This is a genomic window from Paludibacter sp. (genome assembly GCF_009712605.1).
Classification (GTDB): Bacteria; Bacteroidota; Bacteroidia; order Bacteroidales; family Paludibacteraceae; genus Microbacter.
On record NZ_WASO01000004.1, the window covers coordinates 52,168 to 78,187 of the forward strand.

12 protein-coding genes are annotated in these 26,020 nt (G+C 43.1%); 10 read left to right on the plus strand and 2 right to left on the minus strand.

The features are described 5' to 3' along the window. Nucleotides 1-19: 19 nt before the first annotated feature. Nucleotides 20-4,069 carry a hybrid sensor histidine kinase/response regulator transcription factor gene (locus tag F8N35_RS05840; protein WP_293050400.1) on the minus strand — a complete coding sequence of 1,350 codons (4,050 nt, stop codon included), beginning with the start codon at nucleotides 4,067-4,069 and terminating at the stop codon, nucleotides 20-22. 874 nt (nucleotides 4,070-4,943) lie between these two features. Here F8N35_RS05840 and F8N35_RS05845 point away from each other — a divergent pair. From F8N35_RS05845 to F8N35_RS05890, 10 genes are all read left to right on the plus strand, one after another. Continuing rightward, complete coding sequence (locus F8N35_RS05845; protein ID WP_293050401.1) at nucleotides 4,944-8,204, plus strand: TonB-dependent receptor; 3,261 nt, start codon at nucleotides 4,944-4,946, stop codon at nucleotides 8,202-8,204. A 12-nt stretch (nucleotides 8,205-8,216) separates the two neighbouring features. Then, entirely contained in the window at nucleotides 8,217-10,223 is a 2,007-nt protein-coding gene (locus F8N35_RS05850) for a RagB/SusD family nutrient uptake outer membrane protein (RefSeq protein ID WP_293050402.1), read from the plus strand. A gap of 139 nt (nucleotides 10,224-10,362) precedes the next feature. Further along, nucleotides 10,363-12,774: a sugar-binding domain-containing protein gene (locus F8N35_RS05855; protein WP_293050403.1), complete on the plus strand. Its 2,412-nt coding sequence runs from the start codon at nucleotides 10,363-10,365 to the stop codon at nucleotides 12,772-12,774. Between the two features lie 186 nt (nucleotides 12,775-12,960). After that, nucleotides 12,961-14,124 carry a galactokinase gene (locus F8N35_RS05860; protein WP_293050404.1) on the plus strand — a complete coding sequence of 388 codons (1,164 nt, stop codon included), beginning with the start codon at nucleotides 12,961-12,963 and terminating at the stop codon, nucleotides 14,122-14,124. 305 nt (nucleotides 14,125-14,429) lie between these two features. After that, nucleotides 14,430-15,338 (plus strand): nucleotidyltransferase, encoded by a 909-nt coding sequence (locus F8N35_RS05865; RefSeq protein ID WP_293050405.1) that lies wholly within the window; start codon nucleotides 14,430-14,432, stop codon nucleotides 15,336-15,338. Nucleotides 15,339-15,349: 11 nt separating this feature from the next. Then, nucleotides 15,350-16,381: a UDP-glucose 4-epimerase GalE gene (gene galE / locus F8N35_RS05870; protein ID WP_293050406.1), complete on the plus strand. Its 1,032-nt coding sequence runs from the start codon at nucleotides 15,350-15,352 to the stop codon at nucleotides 16,379-16,381. 134 nt (nucleotides 16,382-16,515) lie between these two features. Further along, complete coding sequence (locus F8N35_RS05875; RefSeq protein ID WP_293050407.1) at nucleotides 16,516-18,855, plus strand: beta-galactosidase family protein; 2,340 nt, start codon at nucleotides 16,516-16,518, stop codon at nucleotides 18,853-18,855. Nucleotides 18,856-18,865: 10 nt separating this feature from the next. Continuing rightward, on the plus strand, nucleotides 18,866-19,870 hold the full coding sequence (locus F8N35_RS05880; protein WP_293050408.1) for a family 43 glycosylhydrolase: 1,005 nt from the start codon (nucleotides 18,866-18,868) through the stop codon (nucleotides 19,868-19,870). 340 nt (nucleotides 19,871-20,210) lie between these two features. Then, the gene (locus F8N35_RS05885) at nucleotides 20,211-23,306 is read left to right on the plus strand and encodes a glycoside hydrolase family 2 TIM barrel-domain containing protein (RefSeq protein WP_293050409.1); all 3,096 of its coding nucleotides are present in this window, start codon (nucleotides 20,211-20,213) and stop codon (nucleotides 23,304-23,306) included. Nucleotides 23,307-23,401: 95 nt separating this feature from the next. After that, nucleotides 23,402-24,628: a DUF2264 domain-containing protein gene (locus F8N35_RS05890; protein ID WP_293050410.1), complete on the plus strand. Its 1,227-nt coding sequence runs from the start codon at nucleotides 23,402-23,404 to the stop codon at nucleotides 24,626-24,628. Between the two features lie 141 nt (nucleotides 24,629-24,769). On the opposite strand, the gene F8N35_RS05895 is transcribed toward F8N35_RS05890, so the two are convergent. Continuing rightward, the gene (locus F8N35_RS05895; RefSeq protein WP_293050411.1) at nucleotides 24,770-26,002 is read right to left on the minus strand and encodes an MFS transporter; all 1,233 of its coding nucleotides are present in this window, start codon (nucleotides 26,000-26,002) and stop codon (nucleotides 24,770-24,772) included. Nucleotides 26,003-26,020: the final 18 nt, after the last annotated feature.

Genomic DNA, 26,020 nt, shown 5'->3' on the forward strand with positions numbered 1-26,020 from the left:
TGGTCCATCAATTTACGGCTTATTTCAGATTGGCTTCTCTGTATTCACTCGGACTCATATTAAATTCAGACTTAAAGCTCCGACTAAAATATTTAGGATCATTAAAACCAAGCACATACGCAATCTCCGAAACAGGATTGGTTGTAGTAACCAACATACGACATGCGTGTTTCAGACGAATGCTTCTTATGAACTCGCCTGGAGCGAGATCTGTCAGTGCTTTCAGTTTACGGTGCAATGTAGATTTAGAGCTATTCATCACCTCTGCAAACTTATCAAAATCGAAATTGACATCTCCCATATTAACTTCAACTACTTCGATAGCTTTTTTCAAGAATTCTTCATCGAGAGAACCATAATTCATGGAAGAAACCTCAACATCCCTGTTCTCCTTGAAATAAGAGATCGATTGCTTCCTTCTTTTTATAAGATTGGTTACCCTTGCTTCAAGAACGTTCAGATCAAAAGGCTTGGGCATGTATGCATCCGCTCCTGCATTGAAGTAGTCAATCTGATCGTCAGATGAAATTTTTGCCGTCAACAACAAAACTGCTATATGGCTGGTAGATACATCCGTTTTAATTGCCTTACAAAGCTGCAAACCATCCATCACGGGCATCATCACGTCCGAAATAACCAAATCAATCTGATTCTCTTTTATTACCTGTAACGCTTCCATACCATCATTTGCAGAGAATACATGAAATAGCGGTGAAAAATGAGCTACAATAATCTGTTTAAGCTCTTTGTTATCTTCAACCACTAGTATAGAAAAATCTGCCCTTTCCGCAGAAGTGTTCTCTGGCATTTGAGTCTCCTCAACATATTCCGCATCCGGACCGGACTCAGCACTCTCTCCCACTGCATTTTCCAGATACAATTCTTCCGGCAAATAAGCTTCTTTAGATATTGGAATCTGCAATGTGAATGTTGTTCCCTTATTCAACTCACTGGTTACACTTACTTCTCCATTATGAATTTCGACCAACTCTTTAACCAGAGACAAGCCAATACCATTGCTCTTACTCTGATCTGAAGTGTTACTGATAAAGAAACGGGAAAACACATGGGGCAAATCTTCGGAACTTATCCCTATGCCGGTATCACTTACCGACAACGCAAGATAAGAGACTCCTTCTTTTTCCGAAAATTCAAGTCCAACAATAATAGTACCTCCGGATGGAGTAAACTTGAATGCATTTGACAAGAGATTATATAAAATCTTATCCAGCTTATCCTTATCAAACCATGCGTTGTACTTATCGTATTCACTCTGAATGCTAAAACTAATATTCTTTTCTGCGATAAGAGGCTGAAAATTAGAATAAGAAAGTTCCCGAACAAACGTCACAACATCAGATTCCTGTACCTTGAGCTTCAGATTTCCCGTTTCTATTTTTCTGAATGCGAGAATTTGATGTATCAGCCTTTTTAACCGATTCACATTCGACTTCACCAACTCTGCCTTGGGCTTATCCGAAGTCATTAATTTCTTTTCTATTTCGTCCGCCAACAAAGCAATAATGGTAAGAGGCGTCAATAAATCGTGCGAAATATTGGTAAAATAGCGCAATTTGGTTTGAGCCAGTTCTTCTGATTTTTCTTTTTCAATGCGGGAGATTTTCAATTCATTACGTAAACGCACCCTGTTGATAATAAACCAAGCTATTCCCGAAAGGAAAATAAGGTAAAGCAAGTAAGCCCACCATGTCAAATAAAATGGTGGACGCTTGATAATGGTAAGCGTTGACACCTGATTACTCCATTGTCCGTTTTCATCCGTAGCTTTCACTTCAAAGACATACTTTCCGGAAGGCAGATTGGTATAATTCACATAACGCCGGCTACTGCCGGGATATACCCAATCTTTATCAACGCCAATGAGTCGGTAAGCATACTGGATTTTGTCAGCAGCAGAATAATTCAGCGATGAAAATTCAAGACTTAAATTGTCATCATTGGGTTTCAGTATGATCTTGTTGTTTTTAAAATCGAAGCGGGAATCGTCTGCCATGTCAAATATCGACTGGTCATTTATATCAATATTGGTGATCTTCACTTTAGCAGTCGATGTCAAATAGCGATTTGCCGGTGTTGGGGTGAACAAACAAAAACCTTTATTGCCACCAAACAACATCTGCCCGTTCTGAAGTTTTAGAGCCGCGCTTTTTGAAAACGAGCTAACCAAAATACCATCGGTAGAAGTGTAATACATTGACACATGATTCTGCGGATTATACCTGATAATTTTCTTGGTCGTTGAAATCCATAGCAAGCCATAATCGTCTTCTATTATATCCAGAATAGCATCTTCTGTAATACCGTATTTATAACTTATATCAACCATCTTACCAGAAGATTGAGTATATTGATAAATACTACCTTCCCTACTTCCAAGGTAAACATTTCCTGACTTACTGCAACACACAGACTGAATAGAGTTGCTTTGCAGATTACCTGTTTTTTCGCTAAAATTATCGATACTAATCAAAGAATGTTTGGATTCATTCATCCGGACACGGAAAGCACCTTGCCTCTCTGTTCCGACCCAGATATTACCTTTATTATCTCCGGCCAAGTTTATTATATTGGTAATCTTGTTACTTACCAGCATGACTTTCCCATCGGGAGGCCGCTTATATAATCCCTGATCAAATCCAATCCAAACGTTACCAAAAACATCTTCATACAAACAATTGATTGTTGAGCTATTGTTCTTATCAATGGTAATAGTCTGAATTTGATTCTGATTAACACCATGACCTTCAGGCAAAATATAAAAATCGTGACTACCTTCTTTTAAAAACCACACTGCGTGCTGACTCTTCACATAATACATCACTTGGATATTTTCATTGCCTGAAAAAAACGGAATAGAAACCTTGTCGAGCACGCCAGTCATTTTATTTAACCGATAAATTCCAAGTCGATCGATTACCAGATAAAGAATATTCGCATCAGATTCGCATACATGATATACATTGGGAGGATAACCCAGTTTGCTTGTTAAGACTGCCAGATCATTTGTCTGAAAATTATTATTGTTAAAATCCAACTTATAAATTCCTTCGCCTACCGATCCCAACCACAAACTACCATGTAAATCATCAATTATTTCATGAAAAAGTTTATTGGAGGATTCCCTAAACATTGTCTTCCGGGTTATGATATTAAACGTTGTATTGTTTACCTGAGATAAAACATCCAGCCCAGAGAAAGAGATAATCCAGAAATTTCCAGATTCAGAATCCTGTATCATTCGGTATATTATATTATTTACGTTAACAGGCTTGCCATCTTTGTAGAATGAAACAGGAGTATATGGATGCTGAATGCTTTTCGGATCAAAAGCATACATACCATCTCCCCAGGTAAATACCCAGTAATGATGGTTTTTATCCTCCAGTATTTTAAAAGGATTATTCGCCTTTCCAACAGGAGGATACGCTTTAAAAGTATCCTTATCTGGCTGATACTGCGCCAGTCCTCCACTCCAGAAGGTAGCCCATATGTTTCCTTCTAAATCCTGAGATATCGTCATCGTACTGTTAGATGGTGTTTTTGAGATCGGAGATCCATTCTGATACAAATGAATACGAAGGTCTGAGTCTACCCGTACAATTCCTTTTGAACCTGTTGCAATCCAGATATTCCCTTTTTTATCGATGCATAAATCGGAGATTCTGTCGCGACCAATGACAGGATGGTTGAAAGGTTTGATCGAATAAGTCTGTTTATCTAATATATTGATTCCTTCATTTGTCCCTATCCACAAACGATGCTGATTATCTTCCACCAAACAACGAATATTGTTATTGGTCAATTTATTGTGATTTGCTGTATTTGAACGAAAAATTGCAATCCGGTAACCATCAAAACGACATAAGCCGTCTCTGGTTCCAAACCACATAAATCCTTCTTTGTCCTTATAAATACACTGAACGGAATTCGAAGGAAGTTGATCATTGTATTGAAATAGCTTGAATTGAGAGTTCTGTTCGCTACCTGTCACATGATAAGACAAGGACAATAAGAAAACAAGAAAAGCAAGGAGAAAGCGTGGTTTCATGTGTTCAAAATTATTTATCAAGGTCACCCGGAGTCAAAATCAGCAAACGACGTAACGTTCTCAACACGTTAATATTCGTCTGCTCACAATCACAATATTCGACAATCAGCTTAACATTGAATTCTGAGTACTGATGAGCTGTTGCAAATTAGAAATTTAACTGCAGTAATATACAATATACAAAGCAATACGACCTTCAGATAAAGGCTTACCATGCTTGGGCTTATTGTAATTTATTACTCCGCAAATATACGACAAAAAGACCACCCAAAACCGAAGCCAAAGATTACAGCATCAAAGATCGCATACTCTATCTCATCGGAGTCTCTGTTTGTATTAAGTGAAAATCATGGACAAACCCGCTTTATTTTCTTTGAGGGGGAGGAGGATTTGAATTGCAAAAAAGTAAAAATTAACTCTTCATACGGCATTCAAATCTCAACCCGGGTATTTGCACTCGAAAAAATAACTATATCAGGATGACTTTAAGATTTACCTTTTATTATTTAGACAATGATTTTAAAAGTCATCCGGCTACCAAGCAAATGTTAATTATATCAACAGCACTGAATTTCATGCATTTGCAATAAAGAATCCAAAAGGGCTTTGCAAAGCAATCGAGAAATGCCATTAAACTTAACAAATAAAGAGGTTTATGAAATCGAAACGCATCCTTTTTGAATGAAAAATCCACCTCCTTTAAAGACAAACCATCTACCTTAGCGATGTTAAAATTAACCAACGAAACATACTCAAAATCAATTTCTATGCAGAACAAAACAGATTAACCTTAATCCACAACATGAAGATGGCCGCCTGCCATCCTCATATGCATTTAGTCTCAGCTAATAAATTATTCTAAAAATTAAAGACCATGAACGTCAGAAAGAAATCATTATGTCTTTTAGCTCTATTTGCATGGTTGACACCTGCACTTACGAGCCACGTGAGTACAATCACTGCTCAGAATACGTCTACTCAGCAAAAAAAGGAAAGCATTTCCGGTAAAGTGAAAGACACAAAAGGAGAAACCCTGATTGGGGTTAGTGTCAAAATTAAAGGCTCCAACGTGGGCACAATTACTGATGCAACCGGAAGTTTCACGCTTAAAAATGTCCCATCATCAGCCATTCTTGAATTTTCCTACATTGGGATGAATCCGATAGAGGTTGCCGTTGGTAACCGCACTTCAATCAATGTAACCCTCGAAGAAAAAACCGTGGGTATGAACGAAGTGGTAGTAGTTGGCTTTGGAACACAAAAGAAAGTAAACCTTACCGGTTCAGTGGGTACTGTTGATGCAAAAGCACTGGAAGCCCGCCCGGTACAAAATGCCGTACAATCTCTGGAAGGGATGGTAGCCGGTTTGAACATTTCACAAAATCAGGGTATGCTTGAAAGTAAACCCAGCGTGAATGTACGCGGACTTGCCACCATCGGCACTGGATCCTCCGGCAGCCCGTTAATTTTAATAGACGGGATGGAAGGTGACCTTAGTGCTATTAACCCTCAGGATATTGAAAACATCTCGGTATTGAAAGATGCTGCTGCCTCTTCAATTTATGGATCAAGAGCGCCTTTCGGTGTTATTTTGGTCACTACAAAAAAAGGAAAACAAGGAAAAATCAGTATTAATTACAGCAACAATTTCAAAACCAGTTCCCCTGTCCTACTTCCTCACATGATGGATTCGTACACTTTTGCTCTCTATTTTAACGAAGCGTCAAAGAACAGCGGATCCAGTCCTTTCTTTGACGATGCATGGTTAAAACGCATCAAAGATTTTCAGGACGGCAAGCTTATCGGATCGAACGGCCTGCCTGTCACCTCGGTACCGAATGGTTCACACTGGGCTGATTATGGCGGCGGCAATGACAACATCGACTGGTATAAAGCTGTTTACAAAAGCTCAGCCCCTTCGCAGGAACATAACTTCAGTGTTTCCGGCGGAAATGAGTCGACAAAATACTATTTTTCTGGCAACTACCTTGATCAGGATGGCTTCATGAGATTTGGAGGCGACCATTTCTATCGTTATACCGCTACAGGAAAAATCGAAACCAAACTGGCTCCATGGGTGACGTTAGGATACAACACACGTTGGATCAGACAGGATTATCAGAGACCTTCATCATTAGGTGATGGTTTATTCTCTGATCTTGCTCGTCAGGGCTGGCCTATTCTTCCATTATACGATCCGAATGGTTATTTATTCTCATCCCCTTCCCCCGCATTGGCATTAAGAGATGGCGGACGTGACAAGACGCAGGAAGACTGGCTGTATCAACAGGCTAAGATTGTATTGGAACCTGTAAAAGGCTGGATTACTACCGGAGAATTTAACTATAAAACCGATGATCAGTTCAGACATTGGGATACCCAAAAAACATACAATCACGACGTCAATGGCAATGCTTATGCCTACAACACTTACTCCGGAGTACATGAAGGTGCATACCGTACAAATTATTACAATGTCAACCTATTTTCTGAATACACTAAAGAGTTAAAAGGTGGACACACTCTAAAAGGATTAGTCGGATTCCAGTCTGAAATGAATCAATATCGCGATTTAACTGCCGACAGACAAGGCATTGTCGTGGCTGATCTTCCTACGTTAAATACTACAAACGGTATAGATGCCAGTGGCAAAACGGCAGCACCTTCTATTTCAGGAAACTACTACAACTGGTCTACTGCCGGTTTCTTTGGCCGCTTGAATTACGATTACCAGGGTCGCTATCTGGTAGAAGCCAATATGCGTTATGACGGCACTTCGCGTTGGAGAGCCGACAAACGATGGAACTGGTTCCCATCATTTTCAGCTGGTTGGAATATCGCACGGGAATCATTCTGGAAACCCTTTGCAGACTATGTTTCCACCTTTAAGCTAAGAGCTTCTTACGGATCGTTGGGAAATCAGAATACTGTTGATTCAAATGGAAATCTTTTGCCATATCCTACTTATCAGACAATGCCAATCGGTACTGCAAACGGATCTTGGTTAATAAACGGAGTACAACCGAATACATCTTCCATTCCTGGTATCATTAGCGCGGCTCTTAGCTGGGAAAAAATCCGTACATGGAATGCCGGATTAGACATTGCAGCTCTTAATAACCGTTTGAATGTTTCACTTGACTGTTATATCCGCTATACCAATGATATGGTGGGAGATGGCGTAGAATTGCCGGCAACATTAGGAACCAGTGTTCCCAAAACCAACAACACCGACCTTAAAACACAGGGTTTCGAACTGGAAGTAAGCTGGAAAGACAGACTCGCAAATGGTCTTGGCTATGGAGTAAAAGTACTGTTATCTAACTCGACATCAAAAATAACCCGGTATGCCAACCCAACGGGAACACTCGATAAATATTACGCCGGAGAAACTTACGGAGAAATCTGGGGGTATACAACCAAAGGCATTGCAAAATCGGATGATGAAATGAATGCTCATTTAGCAACTCTTGCTAATGGAGGTCAGAATGCATTAGGATCCAACTGGAAAGCCGGTGATATTATGTATGCCGACATCAATGGTGACGGTAAAATTGACAATGGCGCCAATACAGTTAGCAATCACGGAGACTTGAAGGTTATCGGTAATAAGACTCCAAAATTACCTTTTGGTGTAGAACTGACTGCCGACTGGAAAGGGTTTGACTTCAGAGCATTCCTCCAGGGTGTAATGAAGAGAGATTATTTCGCAGATAGTTACTTCTTCTGGGGTGCATGGAAGTGGGGAATCTGGTGGTCAACCGGATTAAAAGAACAACTCGATTATTTCCGTGGTGATGCTAACAATCCATTGGGACAAAATCTGAACTCTTATTATCCACGTCCTTTATTCGGAGATGGAAAGAACCAACAGTGTCAGACAAAATATCTGCTAAACGCTGCTTATGTACGTTTGAAGAACCTCCAGTTAGGTTATACTCTTCCCCGCGCAATTACCGAAAGAGTTGGTATTCATAAGTTGAGAGTGTATGTATCGGGTGAAAACCTGCTCACATTCACAAACATGCCTAAAATGTTTGATCCTGAAACCGTAGATGGCGGAGTATCCTGGATGGTTGGTAATGCCTATCCATTGTCCAGAGTATTTTCCGGAGGTTTGAGTGTTAATTTCTAAAATCTTACAATCATGAGAAATAAAATTTTATATACAATAATTGCCGGAGCAGCTTTGCTGCTGGGTTCTTGTAATAATTTTCTCGACCAACAACCTGTTGCGTCTATTACACCCGAAAATTATTTAAATGAAGAATCACAATTAGCTTCATACAGTGTAAATCTGTTTTCTGTTTTTCCAACACATGGAAATTGGTCATTCGGTACTTTTGGTATTGATGCAGCAACCGACAATATGACCGGTATGACCTATGACAACAAATACGTTCCCGGCCAATGGAAAGTAGGTCAAACAGGCGGTGACTGGGATTTCAGCAACATCCGCAGTTGTAACTATTTCCTCAACAATGTGGAGCCCAAACGAAAAGCTGGTTTGTTATCAGGTTCGAATGCAAACATTAAGCATTATATCGGCGAAGTTTATATGATCAGAGCGTTTGTCTATTTTGATAAACTCCAGAAATTAGGCGATTTTCCGATTATCAAATCTGTATTGCCCGACGAATGGCAGACTCTGACTGAAGCCAGTAAACGTCAGCCGTGCAATGAAGTAGCCCGCTTTATCATTCAGGATCTTGATTCGGCAATTAATCTGATGCAAACAACAGCTCCTGACGGCAAGAAAAACCGTCTCTCTAAATACTGCGCTTATCAGTTAAAATCGCGTGTTGCATTATTTGAAGCCACATGGTTGAAATATTTCAAAGGGACAGCATTTGTACCCAATGGCACCGGATGGCCGGGAGCATCCAAAGATTACAATAAAAATTATCAATACCCTTCGGGTAGCATCGACAATGAAATTAACTGGTTCCTCGATCAGGCAATTGCTTCGTCGCAACAAGTAGCTGACAACGTTACGCTTGTAAACAACACTATGACGGCAGAAACAGAAACAGGCAAAGCATTTAGCGTAGCTTGCGATGCGAATCCTTATTGTAAGATGTTTGCCGATGTTGACATGTCAACCTACAGCGAAGTACTTTTCTGGAGACAATACAGCAAAGGACTGGGAATTACCCACAATGTGCCTGTTTACGAACAAATTGGCAACGATGGAGTTGGAACTACAAGAGGGATGGTTGACGGATTCTTGATGAAAAACGGACTTCCGATCTATGCTTCCGGTTCTGGTTATCTAGGAGATGACAGTGCTGCAGTAGCAAAAACCAACAGAGACGGACGTTTGTGGTTATTCCTGAAAACTCCAGGCCAGGTTAATGTTTTATATACAAATTCTTCAGGAGATCATGCGACACCGATTGAACCAATACCTATGATACTTGTTTCTACTCCGGAACAAAAGTATAACACCGGATATGCTATCCGCAAAGGATTAAACTATGATCAGGCACAATGTGCTAACGGCGGTGGCTATACTGGCGCTATTGTTTTCCGTGCGGTAGAATCTTATCTCAACTATATTGAAGCTTACTACGAAAGATATGGAAGTCTGAATAGTAAAGCTCAGGCTTACTGGCAGGCAATCAGAAACCGTGCAGGCGTTGATCCTGATTACAATAAAACAATTGCAGCAACAGACATGAGTCAGGAAGCAAAAAATGACTGGGGTGCTTATTCTGCCGGAAGTTTTGTTGACAAAACTCTGTACAATATTCGTCGTGAACGTCGATGTGAATTAATGGCCGAAGGTTTGCGATGGATGGATCTGAAACGCTGGAGAGCATTGGATCAGATGATTACAACTCCATACCACATTGAAGGCTTTAAGCTTTGGGGACCAATGCAAAGCTGGTATACTGCAGGAACTCTGAAATATGGTATTGGCGATGCAAGTAACGTTTCGTCTCCTACATTAAGTCAGTATTTGCGTCCTTACGAAATGACCACGACATCACTGGCTTACAATGGATACAAATGGGCTATGACCCACTATCTGAGTCCTATTGCCATTCAGCATTTTCTGATTACATCCAAAGATGGTTCGGATGTTACTACATCTCCGATTTATCAGAATCCGGGATGGTCGACCACTGCTAATACCGGAGCTCTAAATTAATCCGGCAACCAAAATTATTGCTTAATAGGTTTAGTTCAACCCATCCTGGGTACCACTCAGGATGGGTTTTTATTCTTACTTTCAGTTAATAGATTATCTATCAAGTGTTTTTACCAACAAAAAAAACACCCCGTGAAGCATGAAATTCAAATTATTTATTCTTACGTGCCTTCTTATTGTATTTGCGCATAAATCCAATGCTCAGCTTTCATTTGGAGATCCGGTGAAAATCAATAACAATTGGCAGTTTCATTTAGGAGATTGTGACGCACTCAAAGCTGACACTTCTACTTCATGGAAAACACTGGACTTGCCTCACGACTGGAGCTCTGAAGGTGAATTGAGTCCTTCTTTAGCAAGCTGTACCGGCTATTTGCCCGGTGGGACAGGATGGTATAAAAAAGAACTAGAAATTCCGGAAAACAAAGCCGGCAAAAAAATTTACCTCTATTTTGAGGGAGTTTACAATCACAGTGAAGTTTACATCAACGGCCATCTGCTTGGCAAACGTCCGAACGGTTACGTTTCATTTGCTTACGATGCCACACCATTCATTCATTTCGGAAGTAAAAACACGATTGCAGTCCGGGTAGACCACAGCAAATCTGCCGATTCCAGATGGTATACCGGATCCGGGATTTACAGGAATGTCTGGCTAATCTATGCCAATCCTTTACATTTTACACAATGGGGAATTACCTGTGAGACAAAGGAATCAAATACAAAAGAAGCATTTCTCCAAATCAAATCCGGGATAGAGAATAACTCCAAAAGTTTGGCAAACCTCACGCTAAACATCCGTCTGATCAATAAAGATGGTAAAATTGTTGCAAATAAGTCCGACAAGATGGCTATTGCCTCCGAGACTCACAAAACCGACACCATAGATCTGAAGATTGAAAACCCTGCTCTGTGGAATCTTGACCGCCCTTATCTTTATACGTTAGAAGTCTCTATAAAACAAGACAATAAAATCCTCGATCAAACTACCCTCCCCGTCGGAATCCGCAATTTCACCTTCGATCCGAACAAAGGATTTACATTAAACGGTCAATGGATGAAACTGAAAGGAGTATGTATTCATCATGATGCAGGTGTATTGGGCGCTGCCGTTCCGAAAGAGGTATGGGAAAGAAGGCTTACCACATTAAAGCAGATGGGATGTAATGCCATCCGTTTGAGCCATAACCCGCAGGCACCTGAATTGTATGATTTATGCGACAAGCTTGGTTTTTTGGTGATGGATGAAGCTTTCGACGAATGGGAATCTCCGAAACGTAAGTGGCTTACCGGCTGGAATAACGGAACGCCCGGTTACGAAGGATCCTACGAATTTTTCAACGAATGGAGCGAGCGTGATTTACAGGACATGATATGCCGTGACAGAAACCACCCCTCCATTTTTGCATGGAGCATCGGTAACGAAGTGGACTATCCCAATGATCCTTATACCCACCCCATACTTAACGGAGCAACTATCAACCAGCCAATGTATGGAGGCTATATGCCGGATCATCCGGCTGCCGAACGCCTCGGTGCAATTGCCAAACGATTAGCTTCCATTGTAAAAAAATACGACACTTCCCGTCCCGTAACGGCCGCTCTTGCTGGCGTTATCATGTCAAACGAAACCGAATATCCTTCTGCATTGGATATTACGGGGTATAACTATACAGAGAACCGCTATGCTCAGGATCATCAAAAGTACCCTACCCGCGTTATTTTCGGTAGTGAAAACGGACAAGGTTTTAATGAGTGGAAAAGTGTAAAAGACAACGATTATATTTTCGGACAATTCTTATGGTCTGGCATTGACTATCTGGGAGAAGCGGGAACCTGGCCTTCGAGAGGACTCGGAACCGGTCTGCTCGACTTTGCCGGGTTCATGAAGCCCTGGGCATATTTCCGCCAATCCCTGTGGAGTTCCACACCAATGATTTACATAGGCACACAACGCATTTCAAAAACAAAAGCAACAGGTGACCCATGGCATGTATGGAATTATTCTACAGGAGATTCTGTCAGAGTTGTCTGTTTTACCAATACAGCAAAAGCTCAATTATTTGTGAACGGGAAAGTCATTGGTAATAAACAGGTTTACAATGATCAGACCGGAATAATAACATGGGATATTGCTTATCAGAATGGAAAACTGGAAGCTGTCGGCTATGACAAGAGCGACAATCCTGCATGCCGGGATAGTATTATCACGGCACAAGCTCCGTATGCCATTATCGCCAAACCGAACAAAAACACGCTGAATGCCGATCAGGATCTGGCTCAGATTGAAATTCAAGTTGTTGACAAAAACAACAATCCGGTAACATTGGCTGAGAATGAAATTACTTGTCAGACAAGTAGCAATGTGAAATACCTGGGTATGGAAGCCGGGAATAACAGAGATATGACAAATTACAAGAGTAGCAAAAGAAAAACATTTCATGGAAGGCTTCTGTGCTACATTGAAAGTCAGAATAAAAAGGGGAAAGCTGTGATAAAATTTACTTCACCCGGACTACTATCGGCAAAAACAGAGATAGAAATCAGGTAACTCAGAAACCCAACATCGTGCGTTTCCTATTGCATTGCACGATATTGGTGATTCAGGCAGCACTTCTACGGCTCAATAAATCAGGATTTGCCCATCTTTCGTACCCTTTTTGAACGAAAATCACCCCTACAAAGTGACGTTAATCCTGTAAATTCGCAATGTAAAAAACAACAATTTAAAGATACTATGACCACACAAGAACTTAAAACCTCATTTGAAAATCTTTATCAGGCTTCAGCCGAAGCTATCTACTTTTCTCCCGGACGTGTCAATCTGATTGGTGAACACACCGACTATAACGGCGGCTATGTTTTCCCCTGCGCTCTGAGCTTTGGCACGTATCTATTGCTTCGTAAAAACGGGCAAAACGTCGTTAATTTCCGCTCACTCAACCAGCCGGAAGTAACTTCGCTCTCTTTCGATCAGCTAACTACCCGCCTTGAAAATTCATGGGTAAACTATCCGCTGGGGGTAATTGCTCAGTTTATCAAACGAGGTGTAAAATTTGACACCGGCCTCGATATTCTGATCTGGGGCAATGTACCCAACGGAGCAGGTCTCTCTTCGTCGGCTGCCCTTGAAGTGGTAACAGCTTACGCTCTGAACGATTTGCTGGGTACTGGCTATGACCGCACGGAACTGGCTAAAATCGGTCAAAAAGCCGAACATGAATTCGCTTTGGTGAACTGCGGCATTATGGATCAGTTTGCCAGTGCCAACGGCAAAAAAGATCATGCCATTTTCCTCGATTGCAATACCCTCGAATTTGAACTGGTGCCGGTAAAACTGGAAGGTGTAAAAGTGTTGATATCGAACACCCATAGTCCGCACAAACTGGATTCGGGAGCCTACAATCAACGCGTTGCCGAATGCAAAAAAGCAGTTGAACTTATTTCCATGGTTCGCCCTGTCAACTATCTTGCCGAATTGACCGAAGCCGATTTCAAAGCTGTCGAATCAGCTCTGGAAAGCGACCCCGTAGCACACAAACGTGCCCGTCACGTAGTAGCTGAAGTACAACGTACCACCGATGCTGTGAAAGCGCTAAAAGCCGGAGAAATTGAAGAGTTCGGTAAAATGATGAATGCTTCGCACGTTTCTCTGCGCGACGACTACGAAGTGACCGGTCTGGAACTGGACACTATGGCCGAAGAAGCATGGAAAATCCCCGGCGTAATTGGTTCCCGCATGACCGGCGGTGGTTTTGGAGGTTGCACTGTAAGCTTGGTAAAAGAGGAAGCCATCGATACATTTATTGAACAAGTCGGGGCTGCCTACAAAGCAAAGACAGGCATCGCTCCTGATTTCTATGTTGCCGAAATAGGCGACGGAGCAAGCAAATTATTCTGATTAAACAGCTCAAATCATATTCAAACAAACGACACTTATCATAAACAAGAGGATGTTTCAAAAGGGATATTGATTTTGTAATAACTTACGAATCGAAAGTGGATCATTGTTCGTTTTTTACCCCAACCCCTGAAGGGGCTATAAATCTGCTATTTTTATTGGCGTGAAAGTCCCCTTCAGGGGAACCGCAGATCAGCGAAGCTAATTAGGGGTATAAAAATGAGATTGCCTTTCTGTTTATATGTTTATTATTAGCTACATTGCCTTTTCAGACAACCTCTTGTTTGAATCAGACTGACTTACAAATGAAGCCTACATTATTTATTTTGGCGGCAGGCATGGGAAGCCGCTACGGAGGTCTCAAACAACTCGACGGACTGGGGCCAAACGGAGAAACCATCATGGATTATTCGGTGTATGACGCTGTTAAAGCCGGATTCGGCAAAATAGTATTCGTCATCCGTCATCATTTCGAAAAAGATTTTCAGGAACAAATTATACCCCGCTACAAAGATTTAATCCCTGTGGAAGTTGTCTTTCAGGAAATAGAATATGTACCTGCCGGAATCGATTACAACCAGGAACGCTCCAAGCCATGGGGCACCAACCATGCCCTGTTAATGGGAAAAGAGGTTATTAATGAACCATTTGCCATCATCAACGCCGATGACTTCTACGGTCGGGAATCATTTCAGGTGCTGGCTGACTTTCTGGTTTCGGTCGCCGGCAAAAAGAATGAATATTGTATGGTAGGTTACCGTGTCGGCAACACTTTGTCCGAAAGCGGAGCTGTAAGCCGTGGTGTTTGCGCAACCGACGAAAACGGGTACCTCACTTCGGTAGTTGAACGCACACATATCGAAACCAGAAACGGGAATATTTTTTATCTGAACGAAGGAGGCGATAAACATTCGCTGGAATTCAACACTCCCGTATCGATGAACATGTGGGGCTTTACGCCGGACTATTTTGCCTATTCCGAAGAAAGTTTCAAGAATTTTCTTGTTTCCAAAGGACAGGAACTGAAATCGGAATTCTACATTCCCACCGTTGTTAACGAGTTGATTGTTGCCGGGAAAGCAAGCTGCAAAGTATTGGACACTCCTTCGCGTTGGTTCGGTGTTACCTACTCTGAAGATCGTCCTCAGGTAGTTCAAAAAATCAAAGACCTGATTGCACAAGGTATTTATCCTGAAAAATTATGGGCTAAATAAACAAAGATTCTATGAAGAAAATCATCGTAACGGGAGGTGCCGGATATATCGGCTCGCACACAGTGGTTGAGTTACAACAGGCCGGCTTTGAGGTGCTTATCATTGACAACCTCTCAAATTCAAGAATAGAAGTCATTTCCGGCATTGAAAAGATAACCGGTATCCGTCCGCATTTTGAAAATCTGGATTGCCTTGACTATATCGGGTTAGACAAATTCCTTAAAAAACACGAGGGAGTGGAAGCGATCATTCATTTTGCAGCCAGTAAGGCCGTGGGTGAATCGGTTGAAAAACCTTTGTTGTATTACCGCAACAACCTGGTATCGTTGATGAATTTACTGGAACTGATGCCTGTACACGGTATTAAAAACATTGTATTTTCATCATCCTGTACCGTTTACGGACAACCCGACGAACTCCCTGTTTCCGAAAATGCGCCCATCAAACCGGCACTTTCACCCTACGGGAATACCAAACAGGTTTGCGAGGAAATCATTCGCGACACCTTGCATGCAAGTAAAAACATGAAAGCTGTGTTGTTGCGTTATTTCAATCCGATCGGGGCTCATCCTTCGGCATTGATTGGAGAATTGCCCAACGGCGTACCCAACAATCTGGTGCCGTTTATTACGCAAACCGCTATCGGATTACGCAAACAACTGAGTGTTTTTGGTAACGATTACAATACTCCTGACGGTTCATGTATCCGCGACTATATCAACGTGGTGGATCTGGCCAAGGCACATGTAACAGCTATGAAACGCTTACTCGAAGACAAGAGTGACGAATCTGTCGAGGTTTTCAATCTGGGTACGGGACGCGGCCTGTCAGTACTTGAAATCATCGATATTTTTCAAAAAGTAAACAACGTTGAAGTTCCGCACAAGATAGTCGGACGCCGGGATGGAGACATCGAAAAGGTGTGGGCCAATCCGAAAAGAGCAAATAACGTGCTCGGATGGGCAGCCGTCGAATCTATTGAAGATACCCTGCTCTCGGCCTGGGTTTGGGAAAAACGTTTAGCAGAAGAAAGAGCCAAATAAATCATTCATTTTTCTAACCATTAATAACCATTCACATCACGACTGAAACGGTCATGAAGCCTGAAACAACAATATTTTGTGTCGACAGTTCTCAGCAACATGTAGTTTTATCTGATTCAAATTTTTAGTCACAGATGAAAAAGCACCTTATTCCCTTTTTTATCATGCTATTTGCGCTAGCTTTTTCAGTATCAGCAAAAGCATCTAATGAAAACACAACCGGCACATTTACCTCCGGTCAAAACACTTTCCTGCTCAATGGTAAACCCTTTGTGGTAAGAGCAGGAGAGCTGCACTACGCCCGTATTCCAAAAGCTTATTGGGACGAACGCATCAAAATGTGCAAAGCCATGGGGATGAATACCATCTGCATTTATCTTTTCTGGAATTTTCACGAACAACAACAAGGGGTTTTTGATTTTACCGGACAAAAAGATGTAGCCGAATTTGTTCGCCTGATTCAGAAAAACGGCATGTATTGCATTTTACGTCCGGGTCCGTATGTATGTGCCGAATGGGATATGGGCGGACTGCCCTGGTGGTTACTGAAAAAACAGGATCTGAAGGTGCGTCGCATGTCGGATAACTTCTTTATGGACAGGGTTAAAATCTATCTAAAAGAAGCTGGCAAGCAACTGGCTCCGTTGCAAATTCAAAACGGAGGGCCAATCATCATGGTGCAGGTGGAAAACGAATATGGCACCTGGGGCGACGATCAGAAATACATGGAAACCATGCGCGACAATATTCGTCAGGTCGGATTCGACAAGGTTCAGCTGCTTCGTTGCGATTGGGCATCCAACTTCTTCAAATACAATCTTGAAGGAGTTGCACAGGCACTCAACTTCGGTGCCGGATCAAATATAGAAGAGCAGTTCAGTAAGTTCAAGGAGATGAATCCTACAGCACCGCTGATGTGCGGCGAATACTGGACCGGTTGGTTCGACCAGTGGGGTCGTCCACACGAAACACGCGAAGTGAGCAGTTTTATCGGCAGCCTGAAAGACATGATGGACAGAAAGATCTCTTTCAGTCTCTACATGGCACACGGAGGAACCTCTTTCGGACAGTGGGCTGGTGCCAACGCCCCGGCCTATGCACCGACCACCTCATCGTATGATTACAACGCTCCTATTGACGAGGCCGGCAATCCTACCGATAAATTTTATGCAATCCGCGATTTGCTGAAGAATTACCTTCAGGATGGTGAATCTTTGCCGGAAATTCCGCAAAATCCGGAGAAAACCATTACCATACCCGCCATTTCATTTGCTTTAACTGCCAACGTTTTCGATAATTTACCGGTTGCCAAACAGAGCGAGACGATTCAGTCTATGGAGAATTTCGATCAAGGATGGGGTTCTATTCTTTACCGAAAAACAATACCGGCTTGCAAACATCCGCAACAATTGGTACTAAAAGAGATGCACGATTGGGCGACAATTTACATCAATGGCAAAGCAATTGGTTCGCTTGACCGCCGGAAAGGCGAAAATAGCATCGAACTGCCTGCGCTCAAAGCTGCATCCCGCCTCGACATTTTGGTGGAAGGCATGGGGCGCGTCAATTATGGAGAAGCCATTATCGACCGAAAAGGGATTACCGAAAAGGCAACCCTCGACGGAGCAGAACTTACAAATTGGAAAATATACAATCTGCCTGTCGATTACGAGTTTCAGACCAAAGCTAAATTTGCACAAAAACCGGCTAGCGGTCCTGCCTGGTACAAAGCCTCTTTCAACCTGAAAGAGACCGGATATACCTACCTCGATATGAGTTCCTGGGGAAAAGGGATGGTTTGGGTGAACGGCTACAACCTTGGTCGTTTCTGGAAAATAGGCCCCACACAGACGCTTTGTATCCCGGGTTGTTATCTCAAAAAAGGCAAAAACGAAATCATTGTGCTCGACATCGACAAACCCTCAAAGACAATCGTTGAAGGCCTGAATCACGCCATCCTCGACCGCATCGTAAAAGAAACAAACAAAGATGGGAAAGAGAAAAAAAGTCTGAACCTCAACGGAGCAAATCCTGTAGCAGCAGGCGCATTCACGTCAGAAAACGGATGGAAAAGCATCATGTTAGATGCACCGATCACCGGACGTTATTTCTGCCTCGAAGCTCTGAGTGCACAAAATCCGGATGACAAAAGCGCATCAGCTGCCGAGTTTGAAATAATAGGAGAAGACGGCAAAGCAATCTCTTCGATTGATTGGAAAGTGCTGTTTGCCGATAGCGAAGAAACAGTAAAAGCGGCCAACGGTGCCGATAAGCTCTTCGATTTACAAGAGTCGATTATCTGGCAAACAAAAATTGGAGACAAGGCTAATTATCCTCATCAGGTAGTAATCGATATGGGTCGACAGGTAAAAGTAAAAGGGTTTCGCATACTACCCAGAACAGACAAAAGCAATACCGGCAAAATCAAAGATTATCGTTTCTTCTTGCAGGAAAAACCATTCAAAATAGAATAATTCACCCAATATGAAGTTGAGTAAAATCATATTATTGCTCTTTGTTACAACCGCTTTCGTTTGTACAACGGCAGCTCAGACACCCAAACCAGCAAAAAGAAGCGCTATTGAAAACGGGAAGGATCTGACGGATACAAAAGGGAATGTTATCAATGCGCATGGAGGTGGATTTCTGAAAGTAGGCAACTATTTCTACTGGATCGGCGAAAACCGTCACGACGATGTTTTGGTATCATGTTACCGTTCCACCGATCTGTTGAATTGGGAGTTCCGTGGCGATCTGCTGACCCGCCAATCAAATCCGGAGTTGGCCGATGCTAATATCGAGCGCCCGAAAGTGATTTACAATGCCAGAACAAAACAATTCGTCATGTGGATGCATTACGAAAAACGTAGCGATTACAGTCTGGCGAGAGCTGCCGTAGCTGTTTCCAACGATATTGAGAAACCGTTTACCTACAAGCGCAGTTTTCGTCCGTTCGGCAACATGTCGCGCGATTGCACCCTATTTCTTGACGATGACGGATCTGCCTATTTTTTCTCCTCAGCACGCGAGAACTATGACATGATGATGTACCTCCTGACCGACGACTTCCTTGATGTAAAGGAACAAGTTGCCACGCTTTGGCCGGGAGGTCACCGCGAAGCACCGGCTGTTATGAAAAGAAACGGATTCTATTTCATGATCACCTCAGGATGCACTGGCTGGGCTCCCAATCAGGCAAAATATGCCGTTGCAAAGTCTATCCGTGGACCGTGGTCGGAGCTAACCAATATTGGCGATGCCACGACCTATCATTCGCAGTCGACCTATATTTTGCCAATTATCGGCAAGAAAAGCACCTCCTATCTCTATGTGGGCGATCGTTGGGATGGAAAACACTATTTCAATTCGAAATATATTTTTCTGCCCCTGACATTCAAAAATGACACAACGATGGAGATGACATGGAGTGAAAGCTGTTCAATTGATGTAACGAAAGGTAAAATCGGACAAGCAAACCCAAACAAATAATAGACATTATATCGATTAAGCGTATAGAAATTTTAATTACCGACCCCTCCTCCCCCGAGGGGAGGAGAAGCAAGGCAGTGAAATAGTTAGCATTCAATTCATTTTGCAGATTTCCCCCTCTCTTCGGGTTTGAAATCCTGACATTTATCGTCAGGGAGAGGGGCCAGGGGAGGGGCCAGGGGAGAGGTCAAATGCGAAAATTGAGAAATGAATTAAACGGTATAATGTCTAATTTGATCGGCACGTAACTACCCGACGGCACTCTTTTTCTGTCTTAGAATTAGACCCTTCTTTTAAGGCAAAAAACGGAATTTAATTATTCTAAACCCTAAACATACACATGAAACGAAAATGGATCTTCACCGGGTTGATAGCATTGCTATTTACAACGGTAAACGCACAGGTAAACGACTGGGAAAACCCGGCCGTATTTCAGATCAATCGCGAACCTGCACGGGCAACTTTTCTGCCTTATGCCGATGCCGGTTCTGTTATTTCCGACCAATATACCAGTTCGCCCTGGTACCTTTCGCTGAACGGTTACTGGAAATTTCAATGGTCACCTACCCCCGATCAACGTCCGAAGGATTTTTACAAAACCGATTTTAACATTGAAAACTGGAAAGAGATTAAAGTTCCCTCCAACTGGGAACTTCAGGGCTATGGTATTCCCATCTACACCAACATCACCTACCCTTTCCCGAAAAATCCACCCTATATCGACCATTCAGATAATCCGGTAGGTTCGTACCGCCGCTATTTCGAACTGCCTGCCGACTGGAATAATCGTCGTGTATACCTGCATTTTGAAGCAGGAACGGCAGCCATGTATATCTGGGTCAATGGTCAGAAGGTAGGTTATACCGAAAACACCAAAAGCCCGGCCGAATTTGATGTAACGGCCTATGTAAAACCGGGACGCAACCTCGTGGCAGTGGAGGCCTATCGCTGGAGCGACGGTTCGTACCTTGAAGATCAGGACTTCTGGCGTTTGTCGGGCATCGACCGCAACGTCTATCTCTACAGCACCGATAACATCCGCGTTGCCGATTTCTTTGCCCGCCCCGACCTTGATGCCTCATACAAAAACGGATCGTTTGCGATGGACGTAACTCTGCGCAACTTCAATAAAACGGCAAGCAACACAACGCTGGAAGCCCGTTTACTCGATGCCTCCGGCAAGGAAGTCCTTCGTCAGTCGCAAAAAGTAAACCTGACAGCTGAAAGCAAAGAAAGCCTTACATTCTCTGGTAAAGTAAGTTCTCCCCACATCTGGAGCTGCGAAACGCCATACCTCTACACGCTGGTTTTGACACTGAAAGATGAATCCGGTAAACAAATCGAAAACGTGGGCACACAAATAGGTTTCCGCAAGGTTGAAATCAAAAACGGCAGCCTGCTGGTTAACGGTAAACGTATCTATGTGCACGGGGTAAACATGCACGAACACCATCCGATCAACGGTCATTATCAGGATAAAGAAACAATGATGCAGGACATTCGCCTAATGAAACAGAACAACATCAATGCCGTGCGTTGCAGTCACTATCCCGAAAATGTGGAATGGGTAAAATTATGCAATCAATACGGAATTTATCTGGTAGACGAAGCCAATATCGAATCGCACGGCATGGGTTACGGGCATGAAAACATGGCGTTCGATCCTGCCTGGGATGCCGCCCACCTCGACCGCACCATCAGTCTGGTAGAACGCGACAAGAACGCGCCTTCGGTTATTATCTGGTCATTGGGCAATGAAGCCAGCAATGGCGATGTGTTTATGAAAACCTACAAATGGATTAAGGGGCGCGACAAAACCCGTCCGGTTCAGTTTGAACAGGCACGCGAAAAAGAAAACACCGACATCATCTGTCCGATGTATCCGAGCATTGCCAATATGAAAGAATATGCAGCTCGCGAACACGTTACCCGTCCTTACATTATGTGCGAATATGCACACGCTATGGGTAACAGTTCGGGCAATTTCAAAGAGTACTGGGACATCATTAGCGGCAGCAAGAATCTGCAGGGTGGTTTCATCTGGGACTGGGTTGATCAGGGAATCCTGACTCAGGATGAAGTAGGTCGCAAATACTGGGCTTACGGTGGCGACATGGGTAGCCAGAACTACACCAACGATGAAAACTTCAATCACAATGGCTTAATTTGGCCCGACCGCACGGCTCACCCGGGTTTGATGGAGGTAAAGAAATATTATCAGGACATTCAAATCAAGGGTGTAAATCCGGAGAAAGGTCAGATAAATATTGTCAATGAGCTAAAATACACCAACCTGCAAAATTACACCTTCAAATACGAAGTAATCAAAAATGGAGAAGTGATTAAGAGTGGCAATTTCGACGTAAACGCAGCCCCCGAATCGCAGAAACAGGTTCAGTTGGCAATGCCAGACATGCCACAGGAAGCCGGCAACGAATATTTCCTCAATGTGTATGCCTACACCCGTTTCGGCAACGAAATCATTCCGCAGGGACACGAAATGGCCCGCGAACAGTTTACCATCGGTTCAGGTTCTTATTTTGTAGCAAAACAAACCAGCGGCAACGCTCCGAAAGTTAGCAATGACAATGTGCGCATTGTGGTTACTGCCGGAGATGTTGAAATTGGAATCAATAAAAACACTGGTCTTTTAGCCTCTTACAAAATTGGGAACAAGTGGTATTTCGACGAAAAACCGACACCCAATTTCTGGAGAGCTCCGACAGATAACGATTTCGGTAACGGAATGCCCTCGAAATGCAATATCTGGCGCGCTGCCGGTGAAAATCGTTCGCTGAAAAACATCGATGTAAAAGAAGAAAACGGACAGACTGTTATCACTGCCGATTTATTCCTCAAAGATGTTGCTGCCGACTACCAACTGATTTATACTGTAAACGGTGACGGACGTTTGACCGTAAAAGTGAATTATAAGGCTGGTGTGGCCGAATTACCTGAAATGCCCCGTTTTGGTATGATCATGACATTGGACAAATCGCTGGATAACTTCACCTTCTACGGACGTGGACCGTGGGAGAACTACAGCGACCGCAACACGGCCTCGCATATCGGAATTTACAGCAGCAAGGTTGCCGATCAATACGTGCCTTACACCCGCCCACAGGAGAATGGCTACAAAACCGACATCCGCTGGATGACCCTGACTGATGAAAACGGAGCAGGCATCCGTATCGAAGGGTTACAATCGCTTTGTGTGAGCGCACTCAATAACTATCCGGAAGATTTCGATCCCGGACTGACAAAAAAATACCGCCACATCAATGACATCACGCCGCGTAAAGAGGTTGTTCTGAGTGTAGACCTTGCTCAGCGCGGAGTTGGCGGAGACAACAGTTGGGGTGCTTATCCGCACGAGCAATACCTGCTGAAAGCAAAAGAATACAGCTATGGGTTCTCCATTCTGCCTGTAAAATAAAAAACGAAACACGAACACTTACAAGCAACCCTTTCCGTTTATCTTTGCAACAGAAAACGGAAAGGGTTTTCTCAATGCCAATCGTGAAAAACAAGATGAAAAAAACACTACTACTTTTATTATTACTGCTCTCTCTGCCATTTTATGCCCGGGAGAAAAAAGGTCCACCAATATCGACCCGACAGGTGTGGTTGCTGTACATGGACAAAATTGCACGTCCGGTAATGGAACCATTGGCCGATAATCGGTTGAAAGAATCGATGCCGATGGTGTTATCCAAAACGATCGACAACCCCGAAAACCGGACAAAAGTGGCCTATCTGGAAGCCTTCGCCCGGACACTCTGCGGCATATCCCCCTGGCTCAATCTGGAGGGCGGTGACAGCGCAGAAGTGAAGTTGCGGGAACAATATCGTGTTTGGACACTGAAAGCGATTGCCAACGCCGTGAATCCTGCGGCCAAAGATTATATGCAATGGAAAGGCGGACAACCGCTGGTAGATGCGGCATTCTTTTCACTGGCACTTGTGCGTTCTCCCTGGCTATGGAATCATTTGGATGAAAAAATGCAAAAACAGGTGGTAAATGTACTTCTGCAAACCCGTCAGACCATTCCGGTCTATTCCAACTGGATTCTTTTTTCGGGAATGATCGAAGCCTTTTTCTGTAAATACGGCATGGAATACGATCCGGTTCGGCTTGAATATGGCATCCGTGAGTTTTCGCAACATTGGTACACCGGCGACGGCATGTTTTCCGACGGCATGGATTTTCATTTTGATTACTACAACAGCTATGTCATTCAGCCGTATTTGTCGAATATCATGGACGCAGTTACACTCAAAACCAAATCATTCGACTGGTTTCGCGGGAAACTGGATAAAATCACCAAACGTTACGCCGTCATTCAGGAACGGATGATTAATACCGACGGAAGCTTTCCGGTTTACGGACGCTCCATCGTTTACCGGACGGGGGCTTTCCATCACTTAGCGGATATGGCTTTGCGCAAACAGTTACCGGCTCAGTTATCGCCCGCACAGGTTCGCGACGGATTGACAGCCGTCATCCATAGAGTACTGGACGCTCCAAACACCTTTACCGACAAGGGTTACCTTACCATCGGACTCTGTGGCAACCAGCCCGACTTGGCTGATTTTTACATCAACACCGGAAGCTGTTATCTGGCGACAACCATCTTTCTTCCTCTCGGATTACCGGCAACCGACGAATTCTGGACAGCTCCTGCCGAAGCCTGGAGCTCCGTAAAAATATGGAACGGACAAAATGTTCCGGCCGATCACGCTATGGACTTGAAATAGTACTGGGTGTGTATTTACAACGAAAAAAGGACAGTCGTTGCTGTCCTTTTTTCGTTGTAAAACACATATAAATAACTCAAGCAGAATAAGACCTATCACGGTAAACAAAAGAAATTCACCTTCATCTCAGCCATATCAATGCTAATATTCACTTTGGTCAAGTGTCTGAAGTCTGCGTTTGGTAGGATTAAAAAACAGGTTAACCAATATCCCTGACAATAATAAAGCTGAGAAAACTGTGGCCAGCACAAAACCATATTTTGCATTATGCCCAAATGCATCGCTTACGGCACCCATCAATAAAGGCCCCAAAGCTGCACCCGCAGCTGTAAAAAACAAAATTATTCCGGCTACCGATCCATGTTTTGCTTTGGGAAAACAGCTGATTCCCTTCGAGTTGATGGTTGGATAAATAACCGACATAAACAACCCTGAAAGTGGCAGCAAAACAACCGCAAAGTTGATTCCACCCACTACACTACCAAGAAAACATAAAAAGATAAGCAAGCTAAAAATACTCAGCACCAATGCCCAGTTAAAATGAGCCATTAGCCATGCTCCAAGAAAACGCCCGCCGGCACGCAAGATAAAAAAGATAGAGAGCGCATAAGTGGCTATAAACATTGCACTTCCCTTATAACCGGCAATCAGGGTTGGCATCCATACATAGATAGAACATTCTACAGCAACATACAGGAAAGCCGCCAAGGAGAATCCCATGGCATAAGGATCTTTCGTCATCGACAAAGTACCTTTCAAATTGATCGGATCTTCGGTAGTTTTCTTTGTTTTAGGATATTCAACCAACAACGCTATAATTATCAGCATAATACACAAAGTTCCAGCCACCACATACAGCCATTTCCAGGCGACCCCGGTTTTCAGTAAATAGGTAACGATAAAAGGACCGATAATGGCTCCAACGCCAAAAAACCCCTCAACCGCATTCATGGTAGATGTATGCTCGGTAGTCGACTTTGAAATATCTCCGATCAGAGCCAATGCTGCTGTCTTAAACACACCGATAGCAATACCGGAAATCACTAAAAGGCTAAGGAAAAATCCAAATTTATTGCCGACAAGAAACAAATATGAATTGGCAGCAAAAAGAGCCAATCCGATAATGATTGTCGGCTTACGGCCTATTTTATCAGCCAAAAAACCAAGAGAAATGCCGGCTAGTGCAATAGCTACCATTGGAGCATAGTGCATCAAACCTGCGGCAGTCATACTTAAATGAAACTGCTTCATCACTTCAGGAATAATGACCCCTACTGCATCTGTGGTCATTGCAAACATCATAAACATCATAAAAGTCAACCATTTGATAATGGCTAAGTGATGAGAACCCATATGATCGGATTGCGTATTCATTTGTATTAGATTATTAGG

Excerpts from the sequence above, each read along its gene's own strand:
- F8N35_RS05855 (WP_293050403.1), top strand. The coding sequence starts at position 10,363 with ATGAAATTCAAATTATTTATTCTTACGTGCCTTCTTATTGTATTTGCG.
- F8N35_RS05850 (WP_293050402.1), top strand. The coding sequence starts at position 8,217 with ATGAGAAATAAAATTTTATATACAATAATTGCCGGAGCAGCTTTGCTG.
- F8N35_RS05885 (WP_293050409.1), top strand. The coding sequence starts at position 20,211 with ATGAAACGAAAATGGATCTTCACCGGGTTGATAGCATTGCTATTTACA.
- F8N35_RS05890 (WP_293050410.1), top strand. The coding sequence starts at position 23,402 with ATGAAAAAAACACTACTACTTTTATTATTACTGCTCTCTCTGCCATTT.
- F8N35_RS05845 (WP_293050401.1), top strand. The coding sequence starts at position 4,944 with ATGAACGTCAGAAAGAAATCATTATGTCTTTTAGCTCTATTTGCATGG.
- F8N35_RS05895 (WP_293050411.1), bottom strand. The coding sequence starts at position 26,002 with ATGAATACGCAATCCGATCATATGGGTTCTCATCACTTAGCCATTATC.
- galE (WP_293050406.1), top strand. The coding sequence starts at position 15,350 with ATGAAGAAAATCATCGTAACGGGAGGTGCCGGATATATCGGCTCGCAC.
- F8N35_RS05875 (WP_293050407.1), top strand. The coding sequence starts at position 16,516 with ATGAAAAAGCACCTTATTCCCTTTTTTATCATGCTATTTGCGCTAGCT.
- F8N35_RS05865 (WP_293050405.1), top strand. The coding sequence starts at position 14,430 with ATGAAGCCTACATTATTTATTTTGGCGGCAGGCATGGGAAGCCGCTAC.
- F8N35_RS05860 (WP_293050404.1), top strand. The coding sequence starts at position 12,961 with ATGACCACACAAGAACTTAAAACCTCATTTGAAAATCTTTATCAGGCT.
- F8N35_RS05880 (WP_293050408.1), top strand. The coding sequence starts at position 18,866 with ATGAAGTTGAGTAAAATCATATTATTGCTCTTTGTTACAACCGCTTTC.
- F8N35_RS05840 (WP_293050400.1), bottom strand. The coding sequence starts at position 4,069 with ATGAAACCACGCTTTCTCCTTGCTTTTCTTGTTTTCTTATTGTCCTTG.